The sequence below is a fragment of the Streptomyces sp. NPDC050147 genome, assembly GCF_040660195.1.
Lineage (GTDB): Bacteria > Actinomycetota > Actinomycetes > Streptomycetales > Streptomycetaceae > Streptomyces.
Genome location: NZ_JBFALJ010000032.1, coordinates 1 through 24671, shown reverse-complemented (window position 1 = coordinate 24671; position 24671 = coordinate 1). Strand labels below are relative to the sequence as shown.

The 24671-nt window shown below is 67.3% G+C and carries 22 protein-coding genes; 9 read left to right on the top strand and 13 right to left on the bottom strand.

Annotation, left to right across the window (positions count from 1 at the left end):
• Window position 1 precedes the first annotated feature (1 nt).
• From AB0I94_RS35855 to AB0I94_RS35840, 4 genes are read left to right on the top strand one after another with little or no spacing between them, the layout of a single operon-like run.
• Window positions 2-493, top strand: coding sequence for a hypothetical protein (locus AB0I94_RS35855; protein ID WP_363313953.1), 492 nt, complete (start codon window positions 2-4; stop codon window positions 491-493).
• A gap of 10 nt (window positions 494-503) precedes the next feature.
• Complete coding sequence (locus AB0I94_RS35850) at window positions 504-965, top strand: hypothetical protein (RefSeq protein WP_363313952.1); 462 nt, start codon at window positions 504-506, stop codon at window positions 963-965.
• Window positions 962-1141 (top strand): hypothetical protein, encoded by a 180-nt coding sequence (locus AB0I94_RS35845; protein WP_363314055.1) that lies wholly within the window; start codon window positions 962-964, stop codon window positions 1139-1141. Before AB0I94_RS35850 ends, AB0I94_RS35845 begins: the two co-directional genes overlap by 4 nt.
• Window positions 1138-1512: a hypothetical protein gene (locus AB0I94_RS35840; protein ID WP_363313951.1), complete on the top strand. Its 375-nt coding sequence runs from the start codon at window positions 1138-1140 to the stop codon at window positions 1510-1512. The genes AB0I94_RS35845 and AB0I94_RS35840 overlap by 4 nt, the downstream gene beginning before the upstream one ends.
• Before the next feature lie 365 nt (window positions 1513-1877).
• On the opposite strand, the gene AB0I94_RS35835 is transcribed toward AB0I94_RS35840, so the two are convergent.
• The 4 genes from AB0I94_RS35835 to AB0I94_RS35820 form a co-directional block, all read right to left on the bottom strand.
• The gene (locus AB0I94_RS35835; RefSeq protein WP_363313950.1) at window positions 1878-2351 is read right to left on the bottom strand and encodes a hypothetical protein; all 474 of its coding nucleotides are present in this window, start codon (window positions 2349-2351) and stop codon (window positions 1878-1880) included.
• A gap of 58 nt (window positions 2352-2409) precedes the next feature.
• Window positions 2410-6441: a transglycosylase SLT domain-containing protein gene (locus tag AB0I94_RS35830; RefSeq protein ID WP_363313949.1), complete on the bottom strand. Its 4032-nt coding sequence runs from the start codon at window positions 6439-6441 to the stop codon at window positions 2410-2412.
• A gap of 338 nt (window positions 6442-6779) precedes the next feature.
• On the bottom strand, window positions 6780-7736 hold the full coding sequence (locus tag AB0I94_RS35825; RefSeq protein WP_363313947.1) for a hypothetical protein: 957 nt from the start codon (window positions 7734-7736) through the stop codon (window positions 6780-6782).
• On the bottom strand, window positions 7721-8095 hold the full coding sequence (locus AB0I94_RS35820) for a hypothetical protein (RefSeq protein WP_363313945.1): 375 nt from the start codon (window positions 8093-8095) through the stop codon (window positions 7721-7723). The genes AB0I94_RS35825 and AB0I94_RS35820 overlap by 16 nt, the downstream gene beginning before the upstream one ends.
• Window positions 8096-8723: 628 nt before the next feature.
• On the opposite strand from AB0I94_RS35820, the gene AB0I94_RS35815 reads away from it, so the two are divergent.
• Complete coding sequence (locus AB0I94_RS35815) at window positions 8724-9473, top strand: histone-like nucleoid-structuring protein Lsr2 (RefSeq protein ID WP_363313944.1); 750 nt, start codon at window positions 8724-8726, stop codon at window positions 9471-9473.
• Window positions 9470-10102, top strand: a complete 633-nt coding sequence (locus tag AB0I94_RS35810) for a hypothetical protein (RefSeq protein ID WP_363313943.1) — start codon at window positions 9470-9472, stop codon at window positions 10100-10102. The genes AB0I94_RS35815 and AB0I94_RS35810 overlap by 4 nt, the downstream gene beginning before the upstream one ends.
• Before the next feature lie 249 nt (window positions 10103-10351).
• Here AB0I94_RS35810 and AB0I94_RS35805 read toward each other — a convergent pair whose 3' ends face one another.
• From AB0I94_RS35805 to AB0I94_RS35795, 3 genes are all read right to left on the bottom strand, one after another.
• Window positions 10352-11431, bottom strand: coding sequence for a hypothetical protein (locus tag AB0I94_RS35805; RefSeq protein WP_363313942.1), 1080 nt, complete (start codon window positions 11429-11431; stop codon window positions 10352-10354).
• The gene (locus AB0I94_RS35800; RefSeq protein ID WP_363313941.1) at window positions 11428-11868 is read right to left on the bottom strand and encodes a sigma-70 family RNA polymerase sigma factor; all 441 of its coding nucleotides are present in this window, start codon (window positions 11866-11868) and stop codon (window positions 11428-11430) included. Before AB0I94_RS35800 ends, AB0I94_RS35805 begins: the two co-directional genes overlap by 4 nt.
• Window positions 11869-11999: 131 nt before the next feature.
• Window positions 12000-12245 carry a hypothetical protein gene (locus AB0I94_RS35795; protein WP_363313940.1) on the bottom strand — a complete coding sequence of 82 codons (246 nt, stop codon included), beginning with the start codon at window positions 12243-12245 and terminating at the stop codon, window positions 12000-12002.
• Between the two features lie 282 nt (window positions 12246-12527).
• Here AB0I94_RS35795 and AB0I94_RS35790 point away from each other — a divergent pair, with 282 nt between their 5' ends.
• Complete coding sequence (locus AB0I94_RS35790) at window positions 12528-12992, top strand: hypothetical protein (protein ID WP_363313939.1); 465 nt, start codon at window positions 12528-12530, stop codon at window positions 12990-12992.
• Between the two features lie 243 nt (window positions 12993-13235).
• On the opposite strand, the gene AB0I94_RS35785 is transcribed toward AB0I94_RS35790, so the two are convergent.
• The 5 genes from AB0I94_RS35785 to AB0I94_RS35765 form a co-directional block, all read right to left on the bottom strand.
• A complete protein-coding gene (locus AB0I94_RS35785; RefSeq protein ID WP_363313938.1) occupies window positions 13236-14429 on the bottom strand; it encodes a ParB/RepB/Spo0J family partition protein in 1194 nt (397 codons plus the stop codon).
• Window positions 14426-15580, bottom strand: a complete 1155-nt coding sequence (locus tag AB0I94_RS35780) for a ParA family protein (protein ID WP_363313937.1) — start codon at window positions 15578-15580, stop codon at window positions 14426-14428. Before AB0I94_RS35780 ends, AB0I94_RS35785 begins: the two co-directional genes overlap by 4 nt.
• Before the next feature lie 271 nt (window positions 15581-15851).
• Window positions 15852-17339, bottom strand: a complete 1488-nt coding sequence (locus AB0I94_RS35775) for a helix-turn-helix domain-containing protein (protein WP_363313936.1) — start codon at window positions 17337-17339, stop codon at window positions 15852-15854.
• A gap of 61 nt (window positions 17340-17400) precedes the next feature.
• The gene (locus AB0I94_RS35770; RefSeq protein WP_363313935.1) at window positions 17401-17613 is read right to left on the bottom strand and encodes a hypothetical protein; all 213 of its coding nucleotides are present in this window, start codon (window positions 17611-17613) and stop codon (window positions 17401-17403) included.
• Between the two features lie 1041 nt (window positions 17614-18654).
• A complete protein-coding gene (locus AB0I94_RS35765) occupies window positions 18655-18996 on the bottom strand; it encodes a hypothetical protein (RefSeq protein WP_363313934.1) in 342 nt (113 codons plus the stop codon).
• Between the two features lie 296 nt (window positions 18997-19292).
• Between AB0I94_RS35765 and mobF the strand changes: the two genes are divergently transcribed.
• Window positions 19293-21263: a MobF family relaxase gene (mobF, locus tag AB0I94_RS35760; protein WP_363313933.1), complete on the top strand. Its 1971-nt coding sequence runs from the start codon at window positions 19293-19295 to the stop codon at window positions 21261-21263.
• A gap of 829 nt (window positions 21264-22092) precedes the next feature.
• Window positions 22093-23496 carry a replication-relaxation family protein gene (locus AB0I94_RS35755; protein ID WP_363313932.1) on the top strand — a complete coding sequence of 468 codons (1404 nt, stop codon included), beginning with the start codon at window positions 22093-22095 and terminating at the stop codon, window positions 23494-23496.
• Between the two features lie 402 nt (window positions 23497-23898).
• Here AB0I94_RS35755 and AB0I94_RS35750 read toward each other — a convergent pair whose 3' ends face one another.
• Window positions 23899-24156 (bottom strand): hypothetical protein, encoded by a 258-nt coding sequence (locus tag AB0I94_RS35750; protein WP_363313931.1) that lies wholly within the window; start codon window positions 24154-24156, stop codon window positions 23899-23901.
• Window positions 24157-24671: the final 515 nt, after the last annotated feature.

The window sequence follows — 24671 nt, the reverse complement described above, 5'->3', positions numbered from 1 at the left end:
CATGGCCGCCAGCGATCCGATAGCTCTGGACGGCTTCCTGGACGAAGAGACCGTCCCCGGCGACCTGCACGGGTCGACGGCGCGGTTCCGCCTCACCGTCTCCCCCACCGACGAGCGCACAGACGAGATGATCCTGCCGTGCAGCGTCGCCGACGCGGAGCTGGCGCACGCGGTCATCCACGACCTGCAGCCCGGCGACAAGCTCCGCGTCACCGGCCACCTCCGGCTGCCCCGCACACCGGACGAGCCCATGTGGCTGGTCGTCACAACGCTGTTCGTGCTGGAGACCGCGCCGCAACTGTCCGACCCGGTCGCCGTCGCCACGGCCGTCATCGAGCGGCACGGGCCGTACGTCTGCTGGTTCGACGCCGACACCACCGAGGTGGAGGTGTTCACCGAGTGCGGCCACTGGGTCGGCACCGCACTCGAGCCGAACGACCTGGGCGAGCTGCTCGAAGCGTTCGAGCACCGCCAGGCCACCGGCGGCGAGTAGGACAGCCGCCGTGCCCATCCGTCCCGAGAACCTGCACCGCTACCCGCGCGACTGGAACGAGATCAGCGCACGGATCCGGTTCGAGCGGGCAGGCGGCCGCTGCGAGTGCACAGGCCACTGCGGCCTGGCGCACCCGGGCGGCCGCTGCCCGGCCCTCCACGAGCAGATCCACCCCGACACCGGCTCAGTGGTCGGCCTCACCACCGCCCACCTCAACCACACCCCCGAAGACGTGCGAGAGCAGAACCTGCTCGCCGCTTGCCAGCTGTGCCACCTGCGCATCGACCACGGACACCACCGGATCACCCGCTCGATCACCCTCGCCGCCCGCGCGGCCGCCGCCGGACAGCTCGGCCTCCTCACCGACGCCGACCTCGAACGCATCGAGCCGCCGCCCCTCCCTCGGCCGTCCACGCCCCGCACAGCACGACCCGCACTCCAACTCTCCTTCATCGACCAGGAGGCGTCATGATGACCAACCAGTCCACGCGCACCGTCCTGGAGCGCTTCCCCGCCGGCGGCCCCCGTGGTTCCTGGCCCGCAGACGAGTACGCGGCCAAGAAGCGCGACCAGGGACAGCCCGCCCGAGTCGTCATGGACCTGCGTTCCGACAGCTTCCTCGTTATCGCCGACAGCCCTGCCGCGTGACCACCGGCTTCCGACGCTGTGGCCACGGCACCGGCCCACTCCACCCCGGCGACCAGAAGGCCGTCGCGGAGTTCACCGCGATGCTCGCCGCCAGACAGAGGCTGGTCCCTTGGTCCGGTTGCGGCGACGTCGCCGTGCGGATCGCCCCTGACGCCCGTGCCCTGGAGCGCGGGCGTCCCGCCGAAGGGCAGAAGGCCGACGCCGACCCCGTCACCCTGGTCCTCATCCACCCCGACACCGAGACCGCCCTCACCGGCACGCTCCACTGCGCCCGGGCACGAATCCACGGCACGTGGACTGAGCCCTACCGACTCCTCACCTACGCCCTCGCCGGGCGCGGCCTCCCGCCTGACATCGACCTGAGCACCTGAGCACACAAGAAGCGGCCTGCCGCCGGACCTCGATCCGGGGGCAGGCCGCTTCTTGCACTTTGAGGCCGGGAGTTAACCGGGTTAATCGCAGGCACGCACCCTGTGGGGCTCCGGGCGCACCCGATGCGGGGGACTCACATGGCAGGGGCCGAGTAGAGGAGTCAGCCGAGTGGTTCGTGATTATCACGCCGTGATTTTTCGAGGAGGGTTCGTGCAGCGATGGCTCAGCGCATCGTGGGCCAGATGCTGCCCGACGAGCGGGCTGCGTTCGCTGAGCAACTGGACACACTCCGATCGATGCTCACCGACCGCTACGGCAACGACATCGCGGCAAGTCTCCAGTGCCACGAAAGCGCACCCGTCGACTACTGCTCCACCCTCTGCCCGTACTGCGTCGGCATCGACGGAGACCTGTCTCGGCCGCCCTGCTTGGGCCTCGGCTGCGTGCCGTGGATCGAACTCCGCACTCCAGCTGTGCTGCTCTTCTCATCGAAGGCAGGGCAATGCTCGAGGCGTTCACGCCTCACGGAGGTCTTTGGACCTAGCGGCGCGGGAACTTCGAACAGGTAGCACGTGGGACCAGGTTCATAGCCGACCACAATACGAATTGCGTCCAGGTCGCGTTTCGCGGTCCACTCCCCTCCAGTTGCGTGAGCGATTTCCGCGTCGGTCAACCGGCCGTCCTCAGCCGCCAGGCGAAGGCGGTGCAGAGTCAGCCCTGACAGCTTGCCAAGCCGTTCCTTCCCTGAAGGCTCGGGCCTTTCGAAGAAGGCTGGCACGGCGATGCTGACGATCAGGCCGATCGCGATGAGTATGAGAGCGGCTGCAAGTACGGTCATGGCGGCGCACCCGGCCGTGGTCTGCCGGGTGCGCCTAGCGGTCTCTTTGGTCACTCCGTCAGGATCCCGTGTATCCGATGTCGCCGAGTCGTTTGCGCATCACTGCGGCGTATCCGGTGGTGCCAGCGCTGTTCGGGTGAAACGACTCCCGGCTGAGGCACTTGTTGTTGGCGGCACCCCACAGGCAGGACGCAGGTTCTGCGGCCGGGTCCTGCTCATGGAAGTCGCCGTCCCCGTTGGGCCCGATGACGATCTTGTTGATCCACTCTGGGTCGTCGCACCCGCCGTGGCCGACGAACGCGTTGACTGGGTCGGCGAACTCGACCTTGAGCTTCGACGATCCGGTGCGCAGGCCGTCGACGGCCTTTTTCTGCTCGGCGTTGGCGTAGTTGACCAGCTCGGCTAGGGTTCTGGCTTCGCTCATGTCGTAGTACCACGAGCCAGCACACTTGGTGCTGCGGCTCAGGAGCTCGGGATACCCCATGAGTACGATGTGCGCATTAGGCGCCTTGGTTGCGACGGTCTCAAGAACGCTTCTTACGTCCGGGACCATGGCGTCGATGATCGATTTGTACTTCGGAAGGAAACCGGAGTCGTTGCTGCAGTTGCTGATGCTGCCGCACTGTTGCATCGCGCGGGCGAATCCTCCCTCGTCGTTGCCTCCCAGCGTGAGCATCACCAGTGTCGTGTCTTTGCTGAGCACTCCGGAGTCCACTTGGAGTACTTCGTTGAACTGCCCCTCGCGGTGTCTTTGAGGCGTGTTACCTGAGGGCACAGTGGCGACGTTCTTCGTCATCGCTCCGGAGCAGGCAACGAAGCCAAGCTCGGCGTCGTAGTCCCAGTTGTCGTTGATGTCGCCCAGAGGCTTTGACGTGCCGGGAAGCACGATCTTGCGTGCCCAGGCGTTGTCGCTCCTGCGGCATGCGTTCCATTGCTTCGTGCCGTGATCCTTGTTGCTCTCGGGAGAGTAGTCACCCGCGCCCTCACCGGAGGTGTAGGAGTCCCCGAGAACTGCGACCATGTGTTTGGGCTTGTCGCCGACTGGTTGGAAGGCCACTGCGTCCCAGGCGACGTCATCGTCTCCGGTTCCGTCGAGGGTGGCGTTGGACAGTTGGACTCGAGGCTTGCCGCTGACTTTGTAGACACCGAGCGACACCCATGAGTTCTTGCCACGCTCTTGCCCAAGAACACGGGTTCTGTCGAACGTGCCGTTGCCAGTGTCGATCTTGTATGCGGCCTGTTGCGTATGCGCTCCGTGGTCCGGGACGTGGACCATGATGCGGACCCACTCGTTCATGCTGTACTTCAGCGACCACGTGCCCTTAGTGAGCATCCGTGTGCCGTCGTGGGTGGAGGGGTCGCGGGTGTGGGTGAACCAGAAATGGTTGTTGTACCCGGCGCCGATCTGGTGGATATCCATCTTGCCGGGCTTGGTGTTGTTCCAGTCAGCGAAGTCGAAACTGAAGGAGCCTGCTGACGAAACGTTGCCGCAGCTGCGCAGATCGGATCCCGCGGGACGGGTACCGTCCGGCAGGTTGTCGATCACGTACGTACCGGAGGGGACACCAGGGGTGCACCGCGGGGGGTAGGGGTTTCCGTCGGGCTGTTCGGTGTAGGTGTCGTTGAATCGGTGGACGGGATTGCCGCACTGGGCGCCGGCGTCGCAGTCTTTCCACTTCACCTTTTTGTTCCACCAGCAGTACAGGTGGGTCGGCGAGCTCGGGTTGTCGAGGTTGCAGGCGCCCTTGCCGGGGTCGTTGGAGTCGTTGTCGCCGATTTTGCCGGGGCTGCAGTCGTTGGAGGCATCACAGAAGAGATCGTTGGCCGGCTTGGCACCGGTGCGCAGGCTGTTGTTGTTCCACCAGGCCGCACGGTAGCCGGGCTGCATGTCACCGGGCGCGAACATGGAGGATATGGGCCGGGCGGCCCAGCCAATGACCTTTTCTTGGTAAGGCCAGTCCTGCGGATGCGCGGCGTGGGAGTAGTCGTCCTTGCCCTCGGAGTTCTCCAGGAACGGGGTTCGATTAGCCTTCCACAGCGGGTTAGCCGGGTTGTTGGTCCAGCCCACACCCCAGTGGCCGCCGTTCTCGCCCTTGTCGGACTCCTTGTGGAAGCCGGCGTTGTACGCCCATAGGGCGAAGGTCCAATTCTCGATGAACTTCGGGTTGCCCTCGTTGACGGTCATGCCGGCGCCGCGTGTCTGATTCCACTTCTCAATCAGGATGTTGACGCCCGCGGCGATGTTGGCCGTGTAGTCGAGTGCTACGGCTTCCTGCTGTGTCGTGGTCAGCGGAGATTCCTCGGGCTTCTCGTGCCCGTGCCTGCGCATGCCGTCAGTGACCTGAGCGATGCCGTAGCCGCAGTCAGCCTTCGCCCAGTTTATCTTCCATGGGTCGTTCTGGGATCCGTCGGCGTCATAGGCGATGCCGTAGTAGTTGCCAATCAGCGAATTGGCGGTCACCCCCGGAACAGCGGAGCGGGTGGCCTGCCACATGTTGGATTCCTGCGCGGTGATGCCGAGCATCACCTGGGACGGAACGTGATACTCGTCGTCCCGGTCTGGAGTGCCATTGGGGTCCCCCGTCATGGTTCGGAGAGGGAACAGCGACTGCGGCTTGTAGGCAGCCATACCGGTGCCCTTCCAATCCGCGGGACGAGAGATGTGCTTGTTCAACTTTCCGATGACGGCCTGGTTCACGGCCCACTCGACCTGGCGCGGCGTGGGCTGGAAGGCCTGCTTGCGTGGGTCACCACGCGGGACGGAGCAGTACCGCCCGTCATCCACGGGCGTATCGGCCGCCGCACGCTTTTGAGCGCTGGCCTTGGCCGAGAGTAAGGCGGGTGACACGGTGTGTCCTGCCGCTGCTGCTTTCTGCCCGCCGATGGGCGAGTTGGGTTCGGCATCCAGAGTGATGGACTTCCCTGTGGCCAGGGCGCGTAGATCTATATGGACCGTGCGGGCGGTGAGGGCTTCGTCGGGACGTATGCGGGAATCCTTTCCGTCCGCCCATCGCGTCGTTATCGCCACCTTGCCGCGGGTAGAGAAGACGGCGTCCTTCTTGAGGCCGCCCGGGTTCTTCACTACGGACGGCAGGTGGCGCGCGGTTGCGGCAGTGCCTGTGATGTAGACGGTCCCGGTAGCGGAACGTACAAGATCGAGTTCCGTCATCTCCCCTGTCGCCAGCGTCGAGGGTGTGCCGGTGTCCTTGGGGTTCGCCGCGGTGATCTGCGTGGCGGACAGGCGTCGTACGCGGGCCTGAGTCTGGTGGTCTCTGTCCGCGGAGCGGTCCAGGAAGACGACTCCGTCATCGGAGTCTGGCATCAACTGAAACGGGACGGCAGTGGTGTGAGCCACGGTCTGCAAGCCGCCGTTGGTATCCATACTGACGACGCTGGCGCCGCGGGCGGCGACGAGGCCATCGCGAACGGGCACGGCTGAAGTGACCTGCCCGGTCAGCTTCAGTGGCTTTGACGTCTTGCCGCTTTGGCCGTCAACCGTGACCAGCCGAGTGGCGTTCTCCTTCGACTCGTCGTCGGTAAACTGCGAGAAGACCGCTTTGCTACTCGTCCCGCACCCTGGTGAGAAGTACCCAAGTGTTGCCTGGAACGGCAGCTTTGTGACCTTCCCTGTGGTCAGGTCCACAACCGCGGTGAAGGCACCGCGGGCCATCAAGTCCGGCTTGTTGGTGAATGTGCGCGGAGCGTAGGCGACGGCGGCGTGTTTGCCTGAACCGGTGACGCACGCGTTGCCGACCCACGTGTCGGTATCAAATCCCGGCTCGGACAGTGTGGCGGCAGTCTTCCACCGGTACCCGTCCTTGGCATGGGCGGTCAGCAGGTGAAAGCCCGTTCCGTCACCGGAGGACGTCCAGGCCACGTCATCTGACGCCTGGAAGCCCTCCCCCAACACACTCTTGCGTTTTGGTCCAGGCACAGCAGGAGGCTGCAGGGCCTTCTCGGCACCGTCCGCCCCGCTGGCCTTTTTGGCCTTGGTGGCCCAGCCTTGCGCTGCTCCTGGCGGCACTTGGTCATCAGCGAAGGCTGGCGGTTGCATGAAACTTGCCACGATGGTGCAGGCTGCCAGGCCCACGACCGCGTGAATGGCTTGTCTTTTCCGTCTCAACACACGTCTCCCCGAAGGATGTTACGGAGCTGGTCAGTGGAGCGGATCGGCACACATCCGGTATCACCAGGAAGCACTGTTTCCGTATGGCATCTGCTCAGCGCGGCTCCAGCCGATGCCCCTTGGCAGGGGCATCGGCTGGAGCGCGTGATTTCTCAGCTTTCCGCTAAGCCCTCACGCCAGCGGACGTGACTCAGTGGTGAAGCGGTGGTGTCCTGGCGCCTGGCATGCGTCACGGCGCACGAACAACGGCCAGGCCCGAGCGGAGACCAAGCAGTGCACCGCGCAGGCTGGAAGAAGGACGCCTACTTCGCCAAGGCGGAAGCCTTGGCCACAGAAGCCTTGTTGACCTTCTTCACATCGTCGAGTTCACCCTGGTGGCTTGAGATGGCCTTCGCCTGCAGCGCCGCCTCGGTCTCGAACCAGGTCTTCTCCAGGTCATAGCGGCCCCGGCACTCGATGTCGGCTTTCGCCGTCGCGATCTCCGTACCCGACACCGTGCCCGGGTCGGTGAAGCGAGGGTCGTCGCTGGCATCCAGCGGCTTCTTGTAGTCGTAGCCCTTCTCCTTCATACACGAGGACCACTTAGAGAAGACGTCGACTACCTGCGGGGCTTCCTGGGACTCCAAGAACGCATCTCCGCTGATCTGCTGCACAAGATCAGCATTCTGAGCCGACGGAACGACGCCGTCTGTCTCGGCCACACACTCGCGCACCTTGGACTCGTCTGCCCCGGACGTGTCCACGGCCCCGGCTTCCATGGCCTTGTCGTACTCCTGCTGTTCAGCGGCATCGGGGTGGTAGCCGCGCGAGGCTGCGTCCCCGGCATCGTGGATGCCGTAACGCCAGTCCGTGAGCGTCTTGCCGCCTACGTCAGGAAGGTCGGGCGCCGGCGTCCAGTCGGCGTACCCGGCGTTCTTCATGCAGGCGTCAAGCAGGTCATCCCGCACGGAGGCGACCAGTTTCGTCTCGGCTTTGGTCGGCATGTACGCCTCGATGGGCAACCGCCAAGCCGCAGGGTCGTCCCCCACCGCTTTCGTCTGCTTGCTCTGCGACGGCGCCTGAGCCGCAGATGCCGGGACGGCACCCGGCTTCGACGGCTCATCTCCGTCCGAGGACAGGCCCGCTGAGATCCCGGCGAACGCGATCGCGCCCACCGCCGCGGCCGCCAGGACAGGAACCGAAACCTTCGACAACGTCTTCTTCGAGCTCACTGCTCGCCCTCCCCCATCCCTGCTGGTCTCAATCACCGGCTCGTCCACTTAAACGAAGCGTTGTTGTTGTACACGTGCCGGAAGCGGGCGTTGCTCTGACCCGGGCCCATCGCATCCTGGGCTCCCTTGTAACCGCTGTTGAAGTACACCCGTGCTATGTACCTGTGATGATCGTTCTCACCGGATGCCGCGTTGTTCTTGATCTTCTGTCCGGATCCCGGCCAGGGGTTGCTCACTCCGAACATGCAGTACCGCAGTGGGTAAGCCCCAGGATCACTCCCTCCAGGACGCACCCTGTCCATGTCGAAGACGGAGTAGCCGATATTTCTGTACGAACCGTTTTGCCCCGAGTTGAAGTAGAGGTGCAACTTGAACTTCGAGGTGGACGCTGGCTTGCAGACTTCCATGCTGTGCAGGTTGGCATCGTCTTTGCTAGATGCTTGCGCGCCAGGTGCCACAGCCAGTGAGAGTGAGAACGCGGCTGCCATTCCAGCTGCCAGCGTGAGTGCCCTACGCATGTGCCTCCGTCCGCCTGCTTCGATCACCTACGGGAGTTGCGCACCATCGAATGCCGAATGCCGAATGGAGAGGGTGAAGGAGACGCGCATGAGGCATGCGCCCCGGCTTGTCGCCCGTCAGCGGCGACGCGTGGCATCGCAGGTGCTGCAAACGGTCACGCCGACCGTCGGCGAGATGACGGTACGTCGACAAAGGCAGCCCCTCAGTGTCCTCTCGTCACCATGGCCAAATGAGAATGCGCGCATCAGGCTTCGCTGCAGTCGGTGCGCACCACGTCTGGTCTGCACCAGGACCTGTGAAGGATTTGTGAGACCTGGTGATGGCTCTGTGGGTTTCCTCCGCTGCTAATGGCCGGTTCCGATCAGGCTGAGCAGCGCCGTGTTGAGCGTGAAGAGAGGCTAGAGAATCCGCGAGCAGCCCACGCGCTCGTTGTAGAGGGCCCAACGAGGCCACCTCGCAGCAGCAGCGAGGCCCACGCAGCGCGAGGTCGAAGAGAAGGTTGCCAAGGCCAAGGCCGTGCTGGAAAAGGCGCAGGAGGAATTGCGCACCCGGAAGGCCGGCGCCCGCACCACCTCCGCCACGACGGCCACCGCCGCGGCCACCCCGATCCGTGCGGGCCTGGGCAGCGGCCGCAGCCGCCAGGAGCTCGCCGCCATCAGGACGTGGGCGCGCGCCAACGACCACCAGGTCGCCGACGCGGGCATGGTGCGCAAGGCGGTCCTCGAGGCGTACGGCGCTGCCCACCAGGCGCCGGTTCGGACGGCCGGCTGTCCCATGGCCGCCGACGACGCGATAGTCCTGGTCGGCTTCCTGGACGAGACCGTGCCCGGGCGACGTACACGCCAGCATGGCGCGGTTCCGCCTCACCATCTCCCCCACCGACGACCGTACGGACGAGATGATCCTGCACTGCAGCGTCGCGACCCGAAGCTCGCCCACGCGCTCATCAACGACCTGCAGCCGGGCGACCAGCTCCGCGTCACCGGCCACCTCCGGCTGCCTCGCACGCCGGACGAGCCGATGTGGCTGGACGTCACCACCCTCGCCGTGCTGGAGACCGCACCCCAACTGTCCGACCCGGCCGCCGTCGCCACAGCCGTCATCGAGCGGCACGGGCCCTACCTCTACTACTTCGACGCTGAGGACGCCAGCGAAGTACCGGTGTGGACGGTAGCGGGAACCTGGCTCGGCACTGCCGGCGCCCCGGGCGCGCTGGGCGAACTGATCAAGGCGTTCGAGCAGCGCCAGGCCGCCGACGGCGAGTGACCGGCCGTGCTCATCCGTCCGAGAACCTGCACCGCTACCCGCGTGACTGGCCCCAGAACAGTGCGCGGGCGCGGTTCGAGCGGGCAGGCGGCCGCTGCGAGTGCACAGGCCACTGCGGCCTGACACACTCCGGCGGCCGCTGCCCCGCCGCCCATGAGGAGATCCACCCAGATGCCGGGTCCGTGGTCGGCCTCACCACCGCCCACCTCAACCACACCCCCGAAGACGTGCGAGAGCAGAACCTGCTCGCCGCCTGCCAGTTCTGCCACCTGCGGATCGACCACGGACACCACCGGGTCACCCGCTCGATCACCCTCGCCGCCCGCGCGGCCGCCGCCGGACAGCTCGGACTCCTCCCCGACACCGCACTCGTCCGCACCGAGCCGCCCACCCCGCACCGCCCCACCCGCAGTCGCTCCCCCGCAGCCGAACTCCACCAGCTTCCCTTCCCCGACCCCGACCAGGAGACGAAACCCGTGGCGCGCATCAGCGTGAAGATCGCCCCGCTTCACCCCGACGGAACCGAGTGCACCCACGCGGTCCGCCCTCCGGCAAGCCCCGCGACCCCGACGCCGGGTGCGTCGGCCGCCGCAACTACGCCGTGGTCTGTAGCGCCTGCGGCCCGGTAGGTGACCCGTACGGACTCCGTGGCCTCGCCGAACCGGCGCAGAGCACACACCGCGACAGCCACAAGGCCGCCCTCAACCCGACTCCCCCGTCGGCGTCAGCCTGACTTGAGCACCCACTGAGCGGCCCTCGCCGCCCGGACCTCGGCCCGGGCGACGAGGGCCGCTTTTGCGTTCCCTTCCAGCCGGCTGTTTGTTGTCCGCGGACAACAAAGGCTCTGTGGCGGCTGCTCAAGAGGGACCTGATGCCGGTCAGATTCCGGCGAGATCGTGGGCGGTTGTGGTGCCGGAACGGACGATCCAGATTCCGCTCCCTGCCCGGGTTTCGTCCGAGCGAGCCTTCAACGCATCGACGTCGATCGGCGGTGGCCACCGTGTGCCGTGTTCCGACCAGCGGATCCCGCTGAGGTCGACCCCGGTCAAGTCAGTGCTGCTCAGATTGGCGGTGGTGAAGTCGTTCAGAGCAGCCACGTCATTGGTCCTCAGGGCGGGCGGTACTTGGTCGAGTGCCAGGCCGATGGCCCGGCCAACCTCAGCCGTACGGACATCGATCATCATGCTGGCGAGGACACGATGGCGGTCGCGGTCGACGCGATAGCCGTCGGGGACACTTTCGAGGCCGCGATTGCGGTCGCGGTCGGCGAGGCGATAACCGTCGAGGAAGCGGGTGAGATCGTGCGCGCGGGCGCGACTGCGAAGACGGGCGAGGTCGCGGTCGAAGTTGTCGTAGCTGAGGACGCGGGTGATGTTGACGGCGCGAGCTCGGGCGCGTTCGAGGGCACGGTATCGGCCGATAACGCCGACCGGGAGGTAGGGGCGGTCGAGGCCACGGATCATGACGCGGGCGCGGGCCAGGGCGAGTTCGCGGGCGGAGGCTTGGTCGTAGGTGGAAGTGTGGTCCTGGTCGAGGTCGCGGACGATGGCGTGGGCAAGGTCGAGAACGAGGTCCAGGGCGAGGTCGAACTCGACAGCGAGGTCACGAACCTGGCGGATGGTGCGGACGAGAGCATGGCTGGCTGCGCTGACTTCAGGATGGCTGCGCAGGGCCAGGAGCTGAGCGGGGCTGAGATCGTGCAGGTGGTGTACGGCGGCTTGCGCAGTGTCGGCAGGGCAGGCCGAGCCGGCGTCGTCGGGAGGAAGGATGGCGGCGAGTCCGGCTTCAGTGTCGAGAACGGCCTGGAGGCTGTCGACGGTGCTGTCATGGCGGGAGGACAGAAGGATCTCGCTCAGGCCGGCTTCGACATCGAGGAGCCCGTCGAGAGCCTGCTCCAAGGCGTGCTGCAAGCGGCGGTCGCTCTGCTGGTGCACATCGGCTTCCTTGTGGCCGGTCATCGCTCCTCCTCACCTTGTGCTGTGCGGTAGGCGGCTGTGGCGTTACGGCGGGCCCGTTTCAGGTTGGCGCGTACGGTCTCAGCCGACAGCCCTAGGTGCTCGGCAATGTCGGTGGGCGTGAACCCGGCCAGGGTCCAGGCCAGGACCTGACGCTGCCGCGGCGCGAGGCCTCGCACCAGCAGTAACGCGTCGTGCTCGGCTTCCCATTCCGCGATGTGATCCGGTTGTGGCAGGAGGGACGTGGCTACAGGGACGTCGGCGACGGGTTCTTCAACGGAAGCGACCTTACGGATCAGCACGTGCGAAGCGGCCTTGTACACCCATGCCTTGGGGTGCTGGATGCCAGTCCAGCACCGGAACGCGTCGGTCATGACTTCCTGGGCGATGTCCGAGGCGACGTCCACACCGGCCCCTTGATTGACCAGGAAGGCCGTCAAAGAGCGGATAGTGCTCCGGTAGAAGGCGGAAAACTCCGCATCCACTCGTCGACGGGCTAGAAAGTGCTGGTCGGCCGGGTCCGAAGTCGCTGCTGTCGGCCGGTCAGTACCGTCTGCTGGATCGTGCGCACTCACCTTTCCTCGACCTCCCGGGAACCCGGCACATGGTGAATCATCACGCGCAGGTGATGGCCGCCACCGTCTCGGTCATCCAACTCCACCTGCCTGCCCGCGGCTACCGTTTCAGTGACCTGTAGCAGGTATCGCTGGCGCTGCTGCTCCAGCCGCGCGCGCCAGCGCAAACGCAGCCAGAGTCCCAGCAATGCGAGCGTCTTGGCGCTGATCAGAGAGACGATGACAGTCCAGGCTTCGTCCATCGAAGTCCTGCCCTTCCTCAAGCCGGAGCCGCTTCGGTGCCGGTCATGAGCTAAGGGGCGCCCTAGGCCTTGATCGTGAACCCGAGGGCGGTCTTTTCTCGGAATCTCAACGCGCTATGGCGGCACGCACCGCCGCTCAGAGCACCACGTGATCAGGAGCGCCGCCCCCGGTTTGTTGTCCGCTGACAACAAACCGGAAACCAACCCTTGATCGACCGCGTCGTAGGCGGTAGCAGCCTGACATGAGGCTGCTGAATGTCTGTCACACGGGGGAGACGGAACATGGCACAACGAAATCGGTGGCTCTCTGTTGCCGTCGGCACAGCGCTCCTGACCGGAGGGCTGATCGCCACGTCCCCGCCTGCCGCGGCAGGCGGGTGCACGGTCGGGTACATCTGCGGCAAGGTCATCAATGACACCCGGACCAAGATGCACTACACGACGAACCTCGGCTCCAAGCGGGGCACAGGAACGTGCGACGTATGGAACAAACACGGCAACTGGGAACGTGCCTGGAAGAACATGAAGTGCACGCAGGTGGAACTCCCCGCCCCCGGGAAGCGGGGAGGTGACGGGACCGGCACCGATGTGGATGCCTTCACCTTCAACCACACCGGCTACTACCTGAAGACCAGCAGCAGCCAGGTCTACCGGGAGAAGGGGGTCTGGACGAAGTTCACCAACGAAAAGACGCTGCGCTGCTACTGGGCGAGTAAGTCCCGGCCGGTAGTCTGCACCGGCCTGTAGCGCCTACCGCGATCCGCTTCACTTGTTGTCCGCGGACAACAAACTCTCGTATGGGTGTCGCTACTCAGGTGCGCATGGTCTGCCGGACAACATCGCCACGTGCGTCTACCGGCTGGGCAATGAGGTTGTCCGTCGTCTGAGGGATACGGGGCTGGGACCCGAGTCCCGCTTCCCGCAAAGCAAGAGGCCCCACCAGAACGATCAGGCGGGGCCTCTTGATCGGTGACCGCGAGAGCGTCCGGCCTACGCGTCCTCTTCGGCCTGGAGAAGCCAAACCAGCTTCTCGAGGTCTTCCCGGTTCATGTGGCGACGCACTTGCCGATCGACCCAGGCCGGGTCCGTCCAGGGAAGGGTGTCCACCAGTTCGGGGCCAGTCTGGTGGGGCACGGCGACGACCTGGTCCGCGACAGGCCCGGCAGCCCGGTTGGGACGCGACTTGTTGTCCGTGGACAACAAACCGGCTTCCTTTCCGCTTTCCGGCGCATCCGTCGTGGGCTTGACGGGCCTGCCCGCCGACTGCGGGCTGCTCGGCTTGTTGTCCGCGGACAACAAACTCCCCGAGGCGGGCGGCTCGGATGCTTGCGGGGGAGCGGCATCAACGTTGTTGTCCGCGGACAACAACGGCACGTCGGCAGCGGCCACACCGGCCGTCTTCGCCGCCTGCAGTATGGCCTTCTGTTCCGCCTTGGCCTGGGCTTCGCCTTCCTTCACCGCCTTCAGATGGGCGATGAGGCCGTCTGCCTCAAGACCGGGGTGGTCCTTCAGATGGCGGGCCAGGGCGCGCCCGTCCCGCTCTGCGATGTCCCCGGAGCTGAGCATGTGCTGGATTTCGTGCGGCAGTTCCAGCAGCACTAGCTGGTTGGTGATCCAGGACCGGTCCTTGCCGAGCCGCTCCGCGGCCCGGGTACGCGCACCCCGCGCGGACTGTTCGGAGCAGACCTCTACGAGTTCCTGCACACCGCGGGCACGCTCTATGACGTCGAAATCTTCCCGGTCAAGGTTCTCCTTGAGCAGGTGGTTGACGAACTCCTCCCGGGAGGAAGCGAGATCGTCGCGGACAACGAAGTCGAGTGCGTCCAGACCGACGTGCACGGCACTGCGATAACGGCGTTCACCGTTCACCAGCACATGTACCGCGGCGCCGATCTGCGCCTCGTGGTTGGGCCAGAGCGCGAGGTAGGCATCCCGGGAAACGACCACGCAGGCGGCGAGCTGCGCCTGGCGCAGCTCCTCGCCGAAGCGGGACTTCTCGTCGTCGGTACCGAAGTTCCGCCGGGGGTTGAGGGGAGTGGGGGCGACCTCCTCGAGGTGGAGCCGTACAAGCTCGTAGGCCGGCACGTCGCCTTGCGCGATGGCCTTGGCGCGGCCGCGGTCGCTGCGCCCGCGCGGCACCTTCCCAAAGGAGGAGCCGGTGCCCAGCCGGTCGGCGGCCTTCATCCGTTCACCGCCTTGGCGACGGTGCGCATGGCCTCAGCCTGCTCGCAGTCAGGTGCGCAGTACAGCAGAGGCTGCTTGAGGCGGGCCGCTTCACGCTGCTCCTTGCGCTCGGGGATGACAGCGAGCACGGGGGGTTCGCCGATGCTCTTCCAGCTGCCGAGGGAAGAGGTGGCGATGTAGCCCTTGCGGGCGTCGTACATGTTCACGATGAAGCCCAGCTTGGCGATCTGAATGTCGAGGTCCTCGGACAGGTCCTCGATCTGGTCGAAGAGCATGTCGTAGGCGTCGGCGGAGGAGTCCTCGGCCAGGACGGGGATCAGGACCCCCGAGGTACCCGGCGCCTCGTCGTCGCGGGTGCGCCCGTAGTACAGGGCGGTGTCCATGGAGTAGCCCAGGCTGGGCGGGCAGTCGATGACGATGTAGTCGAACTCGGCCTCCAGCGGCTCCAGTGCCTTCTCCAGCGCCGTTTCCTTGATCCGCACGTGCCGGGTGGTCGCCAGCTTGGCGTCCAGGAGGAAGGCGTCCTTGCATCCGGGCAGCAGGAACAGACGGCCGCCGAAGGCGCCTTCCTCTATCGGGACGAGCAGTTCACGCAGCTTCCCCTTGCCCTCGCCCAGCATGTGCTTGGCCAGGCTAGGGTCGTCGATGGCGAGCATCGGGTAGCCGAGCTGCTTGGTCAGGTGACACTGCGGGTCGAAGTCGATCAGCAGGACGCGCTGCCCTGACTCTGCGAGAGCTTCGGCGACCCCGGCGGACGTGGCGGTCTTGCCGACGCCGCCCTTCTGGTTGCCGAAGACCAGACGACGCGCTCCGGTCGGCCGCGGAATGCGGCGAGGGGAAGGGGAACTGTCGAGCCAGAGGCGGATTGCCTGCGCCAGGCCCTGGTTGATAGCGATCCCACGGGACTGGCAGTCGCTCTTGAGAGCGGCGTACAGGCCGGTCGGTACGTATGTCGAGAAGGAGCTGCCACCCGAGGTGTCTACTTGAGGGCGAGGCGAGGGAGCGGCACGCCAGGCGTGGATGCCTTCGGTGACGGCATCCTTGATGTCCACGCCCAACTCTGCGGCGCGGACCTTGAGTTCCTGGCGCAGGGCGCCCGGCAGCTTGGCGACTACCTTTTCCCGGTCATCGGGATCGTAAGGGACGGTCATGTGGGTACCTTACTAACTGCTGTGGGTGCGGCGAAAGAACATGCCACGCGTGTCGCACGGTTGATGAGGCGCCAGTGGAAGTGCATTCGAACCAGACCTCTCAGGCAGTGAAACAGGGCGCTGTCCCGATATACCCGCCTCAACTGGCCCAGACATCAAGTACCGCGCTCGAGTACCAGCGCATGTCAGGCTCCTAGGCTGCGATCCCGGCTGCTGGCTGCGGTCGACTGCCTGCTGGGGTCAGTAGATGCTCGGAGAGAGGGAGACATCGTCACGACGACGGTGGCGTCCTGTCCGTCAGGTGACCGCGCGGGATTGGCTCAACGCTGCCCGGGGGGTGGTGAGTGGAATGCTGGGCGCCCGGCCAACCCTCTTCGTCTGCCGGGGTGCTCGTGGGAGCGCTCGGCTGATGCGGGCCCGGGGCCGTTTCGCCAGGGGTGCGCACGATTACGGGCGGGATGGGCCGGAAGCCGGGAATGTTGATGCGGATGCGAGTGGCCAGCACCGTGGCGGGTTGATGGTCCTGCCGCTGTCCGGTGGTCGAGTTCCCCTCGCCGTGCTCGGGGCACCCACTGCCCAGTTCGCAGGTCGCCGGTGGAAAAGCTGGCGTCGGGCGGGGCCTGAAAGCGCGGGGTGTGCCGCGGTACGGGATGAACGGCTGCGGGCTCACCGGTTCGTCCAGGGTGGGCATCTGGTCGGCGTCCAGCGCCGGTGCGGGCGACCGCGTGGCGGGCTGGGGCCATGACCCGACAGCCTTCCGCCGGGGCAGAGGAGGCCGGACACCCGGCACGGGCGTGCGCAAGACCAGTGTCGGGGTGTCCGCAGCGGAAACCTTCGACGGACCAGCCGTGGGCCCGAGCAGCTCCGGCCTGGGAGCGTCGCAGCTGGAGGCGGGGAGATGCCCTTCGTGTGGCGCATCAGGGGCGCAGTTGGAGCACAGTTGCGATGCCCAGCCGCGCTCATCGCTGTAGCCGAAGGAGGGCCGGCGGCACTGGGGGCAGGCGAGCTCGCCGCGGCGCTGCGCCTGGTCGATGAGGAGCTCGCGGCTCATTCGCGCGGCGGCTTCTGCTTCGGAGGATGCGGGGTCAGGCACGTGGATCGTGAGCTTGAGAGCGGGCGTCTTGCGTGAGGTCGACTCCATCTCGCTCATCAGAAGCTGCAGGTCTCTGGGCGTGACGCGGTCGTCGTGGACGGTCACACGCCGTACGGTGCCGGGCGTGCGGGAGCGCAGCCGGCCGCTTCTGCGGTCGGCGTCCGCACGGTCCCAGGCCTTGGTCCACTCGGGCAGCTCACTTCTGCGGACATTGCAGGCCTCGGCGAAGGCCGCCACGAACGTCCGACTGGGTGTCGAGCAGCCTGCGAGGACCCGTCCGACGGTGCTGCGCGGCAGCCGCCCCACTCCGCCCAGACGGGCGTCGAGGGAACGCAGGGCCGGCCGGCCGTCGTCGTGGTGGAGATCGACGAGCGCGGAGTGCAGATCAGCGAAGTCCTTGACGACGCTGATGTGCACTCCGCTGCGGCGACCGCTGACCACGCTTTGAGCGCGGGCCTCGTCACGCCGGGCGTGCTTCCACAGCCGTTCGGCTTCTTTCGTGCTGCGTCCGCAGGCCGCTGCGTAGGCCAGGACCACGGCCAGGTTCTGCGGCACGCTGCGCCCGGAGGCGGCGCGCGCGAGAGTGTCCGCGCTGTACTCGGTACGAGAGGCGAGCTGCCCGTAGGTCAGCGCGGCATCAGCCCTGCCGTCACGCAGCCAGGTCACCAGGGTCCGTAGTGACCGGCTGCACGGGGGGATCGAGTTCTCGCGGCGCGCCATCGGACGTTCAGGCCTGCGCGGCCCTCAGGGCGGCCGTACGCCCGCGCCGCAACCTCACCAGGAGGCGGCCCAGGGAGACGGCCTCGAGGACCAGGACGAGCACGCTCACGGCCGGCAGGCCGACGGCGGCCAGGGCGGCTGCGACGACGATGACCACAACGAGAACGACTGCCTCGGGCGTGGTCAGAGGACGCGGCGTGACGCAAGTTGCGTGTTTCAACTTATTGCCTAACTGTTCGTTTCGGGCTCAACTGCACGTACTGCGGGCTCAGTTGCGGGTACGGCGGATTGTGCTTATTGCGCTCCGGGGCGGTTGCCGCCGCCCAGGTGATTAGCGATGTTGCAGCATCCCGGCCTTCAGCACTATCCGCCGTGCGCCCAATCCGCAGATGTGTCCTTTTACCGGTCTGGCTCCGTCGCGGCTCCCCATCGGGCATCGCCCCTGCTCACAGGCAGCGAGGCGGCCACCTTTCCGCAGTTGTGTCCCACCTTTCGACCACCATGATCGTCACCCAGGGTGACAATCCGCAGCTGCGTCCCGCGATCCACTACAGCTTTCGGACAGGCCGGAACACCCAAAACCCCAGCTCAGAACGGGAATTGACACCCCAAAATCCGCACCCGCGTCCCAGCCTTGACCTTCGTGCCGACATGCCTGATCTTTATGCGTGCCCGACTGCACGGCCTCACGGCCACCAGCGGGCTCTCCGAAGTACTGCGGGCAACACAGTCACCCAGGAGACAGAGCCACCCGTTGCCGCGGGAAAGCTCACCGTTCTGGCGCCGCCCACAGCGGCGCCAGAACATTGCCCGGCTCCGCTGTCCCGGCGACTTGCCAGGCTTTCCTGCCACGCCTGCCACGCCTGCCCGCAGGAACCCGCTGCGGTGCGCCGAAGACTCATCGGCCGAGCCAGGGAGCGACGGCACTCACCGGCGATGCAGGCTGCTTCCGCCTGACGGGCACTCAAGGGCCCGATGCCGTCGGTCCGCTAAGGCCTGCGCGGCCGTTCAGTCAGCTCTGGAACTCGGTGCTCTTCACTCCGAAGAACGACGGGTTCGCAGGCCGGACGTCGGACTGCTCCAAGGCATCGGCCAGCTTCATGAATCCCTCGCTGCGCCGGACGACGTTGAGGAACGTGCCCAGTGCTTCCTTGTCCTCTTACAGCTCCTGTGCGGTGCTGATGATCAACGACTTCAGGTGCTCCAGCTCGGTCCCGGCCTCTTCTCTGCCACGGCGCTCCCCGCCCTGGTTATCGGAGGATCAGCCAACCAACCGGCTATCTGGGCCCGCGAGATGGCCTTCGGCCAGGGGCCGGTCCAGGATGCTGTGGGTTCCGATCCGGTGCCACACGACGTGGGGGAGTCCGGCGACCTTCTCCCCGCCGTACGACCACGTTGCGCGCCCGTCCGGCGCCCAGGTGAGTTCGTAGACGCCAGGAGCGCGGCGCACGCCCTTGATCCGTAAGCCGGGGCGGAACTGGCGGCCGGTGCGCAGGTCCGGAACGAAGGCGTCCAGGACGGTGCGGCGGAAACGCCGGCGCTGGGCGGGGGTGAGGTGCTGGAGGTCGGCGGTGAAGCGGGGGCAGGTCTCGAAGGTCGGCACGGTGGTCTCCTCCGGGCAGCACGACGAAGCCCCCGGCGGTTGCCGGGGGCTGATCTAGGCGGTGCTTCCTTGGCGGTGCTCGTCTCTTGGCGCTTGGCGGTGCTCAGTGGTGCTGGTTGGTGTCGTTCGGGTCGTGGTGAGCGTGCTGCCGGAGAGCGATGACATTCGCGTCCGGCCCGGCGCCGCTTCCCGCCCGGCGGGCACCTGAGAAGAAACTTCGGCCGCTGCTCCCGCCTGGCGGGACGTGCTGCTGATTGGCCTTTTCTTGCAGGTCAGAGCCGTGTGGCGTGGTCTGCATGACAGTCGACATCAGGGTCATCCGGGCCGGGCAGATGTACCGCTACTACCTGCGCGAGACCGTCGTCGGCGATGGCCGCCGCCCGGCCCGCACGCCGCTGCGCGCCGCCCAGGAGCAGGCCGGTGTCCCGGTCGGGCGCTGGATGGGCCGCGGCCTTGCTGTGCTCGGGCTGACGGCGGGAGAGGAGGTCACCGAGGCGCAGCTGCGGAACCTGTTCGGCGAGCGCGGCCGCCACCCGTACGCGGACCGGATCGAGGCCGACCGGCTCGCCGCGGGCGACTCCCCGAAGAAGGCGTATCGGGCCGGCGCCCTCGGACGCCAGGTGACGGTGACCGGGGTCGACTTCGTGTTCCGGCCGCAGCCGACGATCTACCTCCTGTGGGCGTTCGGGGATGAGGAGACCCGTCTGGTGATCGAGGCCGCGCACGAGCGGGCGATCGAGCGGGTACTGGAGTGGATCGAGGACGAGGTGGCGGTGATCCGGTACGGCAAGGACGGCATCTACCGGGTCCGGCCGCCCGGCGGTCTGGTCGCCGCCCGCTTCCGCCACTACGAGGCGCGTTCCGGGCGACCCTTGCTGCATGACCATCTGCTGTTGTCGGTGAAGGGGCAACGCCTGGACGGGAAGTGGGGCTCGATCCACACCACGGCCCTGCACGAGAACACGGTCGCGGCGTCCGCGCTCTACAACGAGCTGGTCGCCTCCGACGTCTGTGAGGCGCTGGGGTTGGCGACCGAGCCGCACACGGTCACCCCGGGGCGTCGGCCGGTGATGGAGATTGCCGGGGTGCCGCACGAGCTGATCCGCTGGACCTCCCGGCGTAGCGATCAGATCGCAGCCTGCCTGGCAGAGCTGGAGCACGAGTACGTCACCGCCGTCGACGACGACGGTGAGCCGCTGTTCCTGCCCGTGGTCTCCGAGCGGGCCCGCGCCAAGCTGAATCAGATCGCCGCCCGCAAGACCCGCCCGCCCAAGCAGTCGGCCCGGCCGCTCGCGCAGCTGCGCGCGTGGTGGAAGGTGAGCGCGATCCTCACCTCCGGTGTCGCCGCCGACGTCATCACCTCTCTCCTCGAGTACGCCCGTGCCGCAGCCGCCGTGATCCGGGCCCGGGTCGCTGCCGTGGTCGACGTCGCCCTGGCGGCCGTCGACGTCACCGCGACCGTGTTCGTGATGAACGACGGCGGCCGATTCCACCGCCGCCACCTCCTCGCCGAAGCCCGCCGCCATCTCGCCCTGGTCCTGCGCGGCCGCCGCCGCGACCCCGGCCTGGACGACCAGGTCGTGGCCGCCGCCATCTCCGCTCACTGCCTGGACATCAGCGAGCCGAAGACCGTACGCGGCCTGGAGGCCGGCTATCGCCTCTACACCGCCCGGTGGGCCCTGTCCGACCTCCCCGCCCGGCGCCGATCTCCGACTGCCGCGCCCGACCTGGACCGGCACCCCCCGGCCGACCCCGGCGAGCCGGCTGCGCCCCGCCCGCCGGGCCAGGATGCGGGGGAGTGGGAGATCCCCCGCATCCCGCTCCAGTACGACCGGGCCGTCCTCGCCGGTGCGGTGGTGCGGGAGAAGCTGCGCACCACCACGGCCGCCGCCGTGCGGGGCCGGGCGTACGACGTCGTCGCCCACCAGCAGGCGGCGATGCCCAAGCAACTGCTCGCGCCCGAGCCGGCCGACCCCGAGTACGACGATCAGGAGCAGAAGCCCGGCCGCCGCGAGGCGCTGGACATGACGGCGCTGCGGGCCCTGCGGGATTCCCGCACGGACGTCGAAGCCCTCGACGTCACCGCCGAACGCCTGCGCCACCTCCAGGACGCGTTCAGCGAGGCGGCCGACCGGGCCCACACCACGATGAATCGCTACACGTGCCGCGACGACACCGAGACGCCGCACCCGGTGCGCCGGGACGATCAGCAGGCGCACCACCCGCAGGATCCGGGACCGCACCGCGGCCGGGAGGCCGGCCACTGAGTGGACCCGATGGTGCGCACCCGGTGCGGTGGTGCGGTTCCACTCCACTCGGTGGGCCCCACTCGGTGCGCTCCACTCGGTGGGAGTGGACGCCACCGTGCTCGACATCTACTCCACCGAGTGGAGCCCACTCCGACCGGGAGTGGACGCCACCACCCGGTGCGTTTCTCCTTGACCTCAGCTCAGGTCAAGGAGAAACGCACCGCCCCACCCGGGCCCACTCCACTCCACCGCACCGCATCCCCTGCTCAAGAGAAGCCGGTGAATCGGGCTGCAAGGGCCAAACCGAGCCCCCTTGTCCAGGGTGGTCGGCCCGACCGCGAACCCGACCCTGACCCCTTGTCCACCTCTGCTACCGCCCGCCCACCGTCGCGTTTCTCCTTGACCTGGCCACGGTTAGACCGCGGTCAAGGGGGTCCCCTGCACGCTGCTCCCTCGAGTCCCCGCCCACCAGGGCGGCCCGAAGCGAAGGAGACGAGACGATGGCGACCACCCACCCGAGGGCCGGACAAGGCCACCGCTCGGGCCGATCACACCGGAAGGTCGGCCCGTGGCGGGCAAGCCCAAGGAGGCTCCCTGGGTGTCCACTTCGAAGGCCCCTTGGGAACCCCCTTTGGTGCCCGGCACCCGGGGTCGGAGGAGACCCCCTTGTCAGAGCCGTAATCGGCGCGAAAACTGCGCCGTCACGACCCTCTTATCTACTCCTGATGTCCGTAGTGGAGGAGATCATCGGGTTCCGGGAGGGGGGCCGGACGCCCTCCCGGGCCGGGCGCGGCCAGCAGCGCCGGCCGGCCGGCGGCCGGCCGCGGACACCGGGGGAGCAGAGCTGATGGCGGGGAAGCGGAGGAACAACCCGGCGGGGTCGACGAACAGCTACCGCGGCGACGTGCTGCGCGTGCTCGGAGCGCTGAAGGTCGCCACAGCCGATCAGATCCAGCGGATCGGTGCCCCGCACCTGACGTTCCGGCACGCGAACAAGCCGACACCCTCGAAGCAGAAGCAGGCCCGCACCGCCTCACACACCGGCGCGCTCTCCGACATGCGCAAGCACGGCCTGTCCGAGAACGGTGGCTCCACCGAGACGGGAGATGTCCTGCGCAACCTCACCCTCAAGGGTCTGGAGGCCGCCTCCTACGAGCTGAACCGGCCGGCGACGGAGATGGGCTCCACCGCACGCGGCGCGGGCGCCAGCGGGGCCTCACACCCGATGGCCGTCAACGAGACCATGATCGCACTGCTGCGCCCGAAGCCGAACATGGCCAGGCTCGCCGACGACCCGGCCGAAGTCCGCGCCGCCGCCCAGGCCGCCGTCGATGGACCGGATGGGATCGGCGCGATCGCCTCGTACTGGACCGAAGTCCCGCTGCCCGCGACCGGCACGTGGAACACGCCGGGCAGGGGCGGCGCCCAGGCCGACCTTGTCCTGACGGCCCCGCAGGCTGGGGTGCCGCTGCTGTTCATCGAGGTCGACAACTGCCATGAGACCGCGGAGGAGCTCGCCGCCAAGCTGGAGAAGTACGCTCGGTTCTTCCGGCGGAAGGTGAAGGACACCGACGGCCGAGAGCGCCCGATGTGGCGCACCCGCTGGATGGCGCCGGAGACCCGGTCCGGTGACAGGACGCATCCGCCCGTGCTGCTGGTGTTCAACCGCGTTGGTGAGCGCAACCCCAACCGCACGGTCCCGCGCCTGATGGAGCTCACCCGGCACCTGTGGCAGGGGCAGCGGGAGAAGGGATTCCACGACTACGACGGGTGTATCCCGATCATCGCCACAGGGCTGAAGAACCTGAGCCAGCACGGCCCGACCGGTCCGGTGTTCCTCCGCTTCGGCCGCGACCACATGGAGCCCCTGCGGGAGGCGCTCGGCAACCCCCGCCGTGAGGCGGCCGAAGCCCGCGAGGCAGAAGAGGCCAAGGCCCGCGCGGCGGCGTACCAGGCAGACCTACGGTGGGCAGCACAGGAGCAGGTGGCGAAGCAGGCAGCTGAGCGAGAGGCTCGCCGCCCCGTGTGCACCGGCTGCAGGGCGAAGTTCACCGACGAACGGTGGAAGGCCATCGAACCCGCCGGGTGGGGCACCCCGCCCGACACCCACCTGTACCTGTGCGATGACTGCAAACAGCGCGCCATCACCGCTGAACGCCAAGCCGAGCAGGCCAGGCCCGAGCAGGAGCACGACCAGGCCGTGCCGGAGCAGAAGGCCGGCGGCACCTGGCTCTCCCGCTTCCGCGGCTGACGCGCGAGCGGCGACACGGCCGGGCAGGTCCGTCCTGCCCGGCCGCAGCGGCTACTCCTAGGGCCGCGGTAGCGCGTGCCATAGGGAGGGTTCTGAGCCAGCCAGTCGGTGATGGAGCGGGCAGCGCCCTGAACGGCGCCGGGCCTATCGCGCGGTCAGGCGGGCACCGACAGCGGGCTGCTGAGGGGCGGGCGTGGGGTCGGACCGGCTGGGACCGGCGCGGGAGTTGTCCCGGGTCATGATGCTGCTCCCTTGAAAGGGCTCGAGGACAGCGGGGCCTGAGGTGGTGTCGTCCGCGTGGGGGTACACGCCTCGCGGTCGGCGGTCCTGCGGCGGCTCCCTTCATGAGAGCGGTCTGCGGAATCCCGGCCCGGTCGAATGCTGAGCCCTCTCGTTCGGATTTCACATGAGGCTGTCGAGCAGGGAATGAGGCTCTCCCTGCCCTGCGGGGTGGACCTCGAGGGCCCCGTCACGGTTCACGAGGGCCCGCCGTCCCGGATAGGCCCGCTCGGCGGTAGCGACGTCCCGCTGGTCGAAGGCTCCGGTGAAGTACAGAACTCCGTGGATGAGCTCACTCTTGGTGGCTCCGGTCGGCCAGCGCGCTACGAGCACCTGCGTCAACATCGGTGCCTCGGCCTCGGGCAGATCGGGACCATTCACGAACAACTCCATTCGATGGGTGCCTTGCGAGGACGAGGCAATGCTCTTGGCTCTCGCTAGGACGCCCGACGAGTCTTGTCACCGACGGGCCGTGAAGAAGGTCACGAGAACCATCAGAGCACGGTAAAGAGCTCACCCGCGCTGGTCGAGCCGCGCCGCCTCGGCCGTAGAGCCGCCAGATCGGCAGTGACTACCGCGCCGATGCCCGCTCCGGACACCGGACTTGCCTCAGGAGCCCTCGCACGCCGCCATGGCCGCCTTCTCAGCCGACACTCTTTCGGGCGAATGAACATCGGATCTGAATCATCAACTACCAACGTCAGAGGGGGAAATGATGTTCGGAGAGACGTTCCTTCTTCTTCTTACGATTAGGCCGTTCCGGGGAATGAAAACCCGTGATGCGCCTTTCTGTAGGCCATTTGAGGGATGCGCTGTCGGTGGCGCCATTTAGCTTCAGGGCCATGAACTCCTGGGATGAGCCGGACATTGCCACGCACAATCCCGCCGTGACTCAT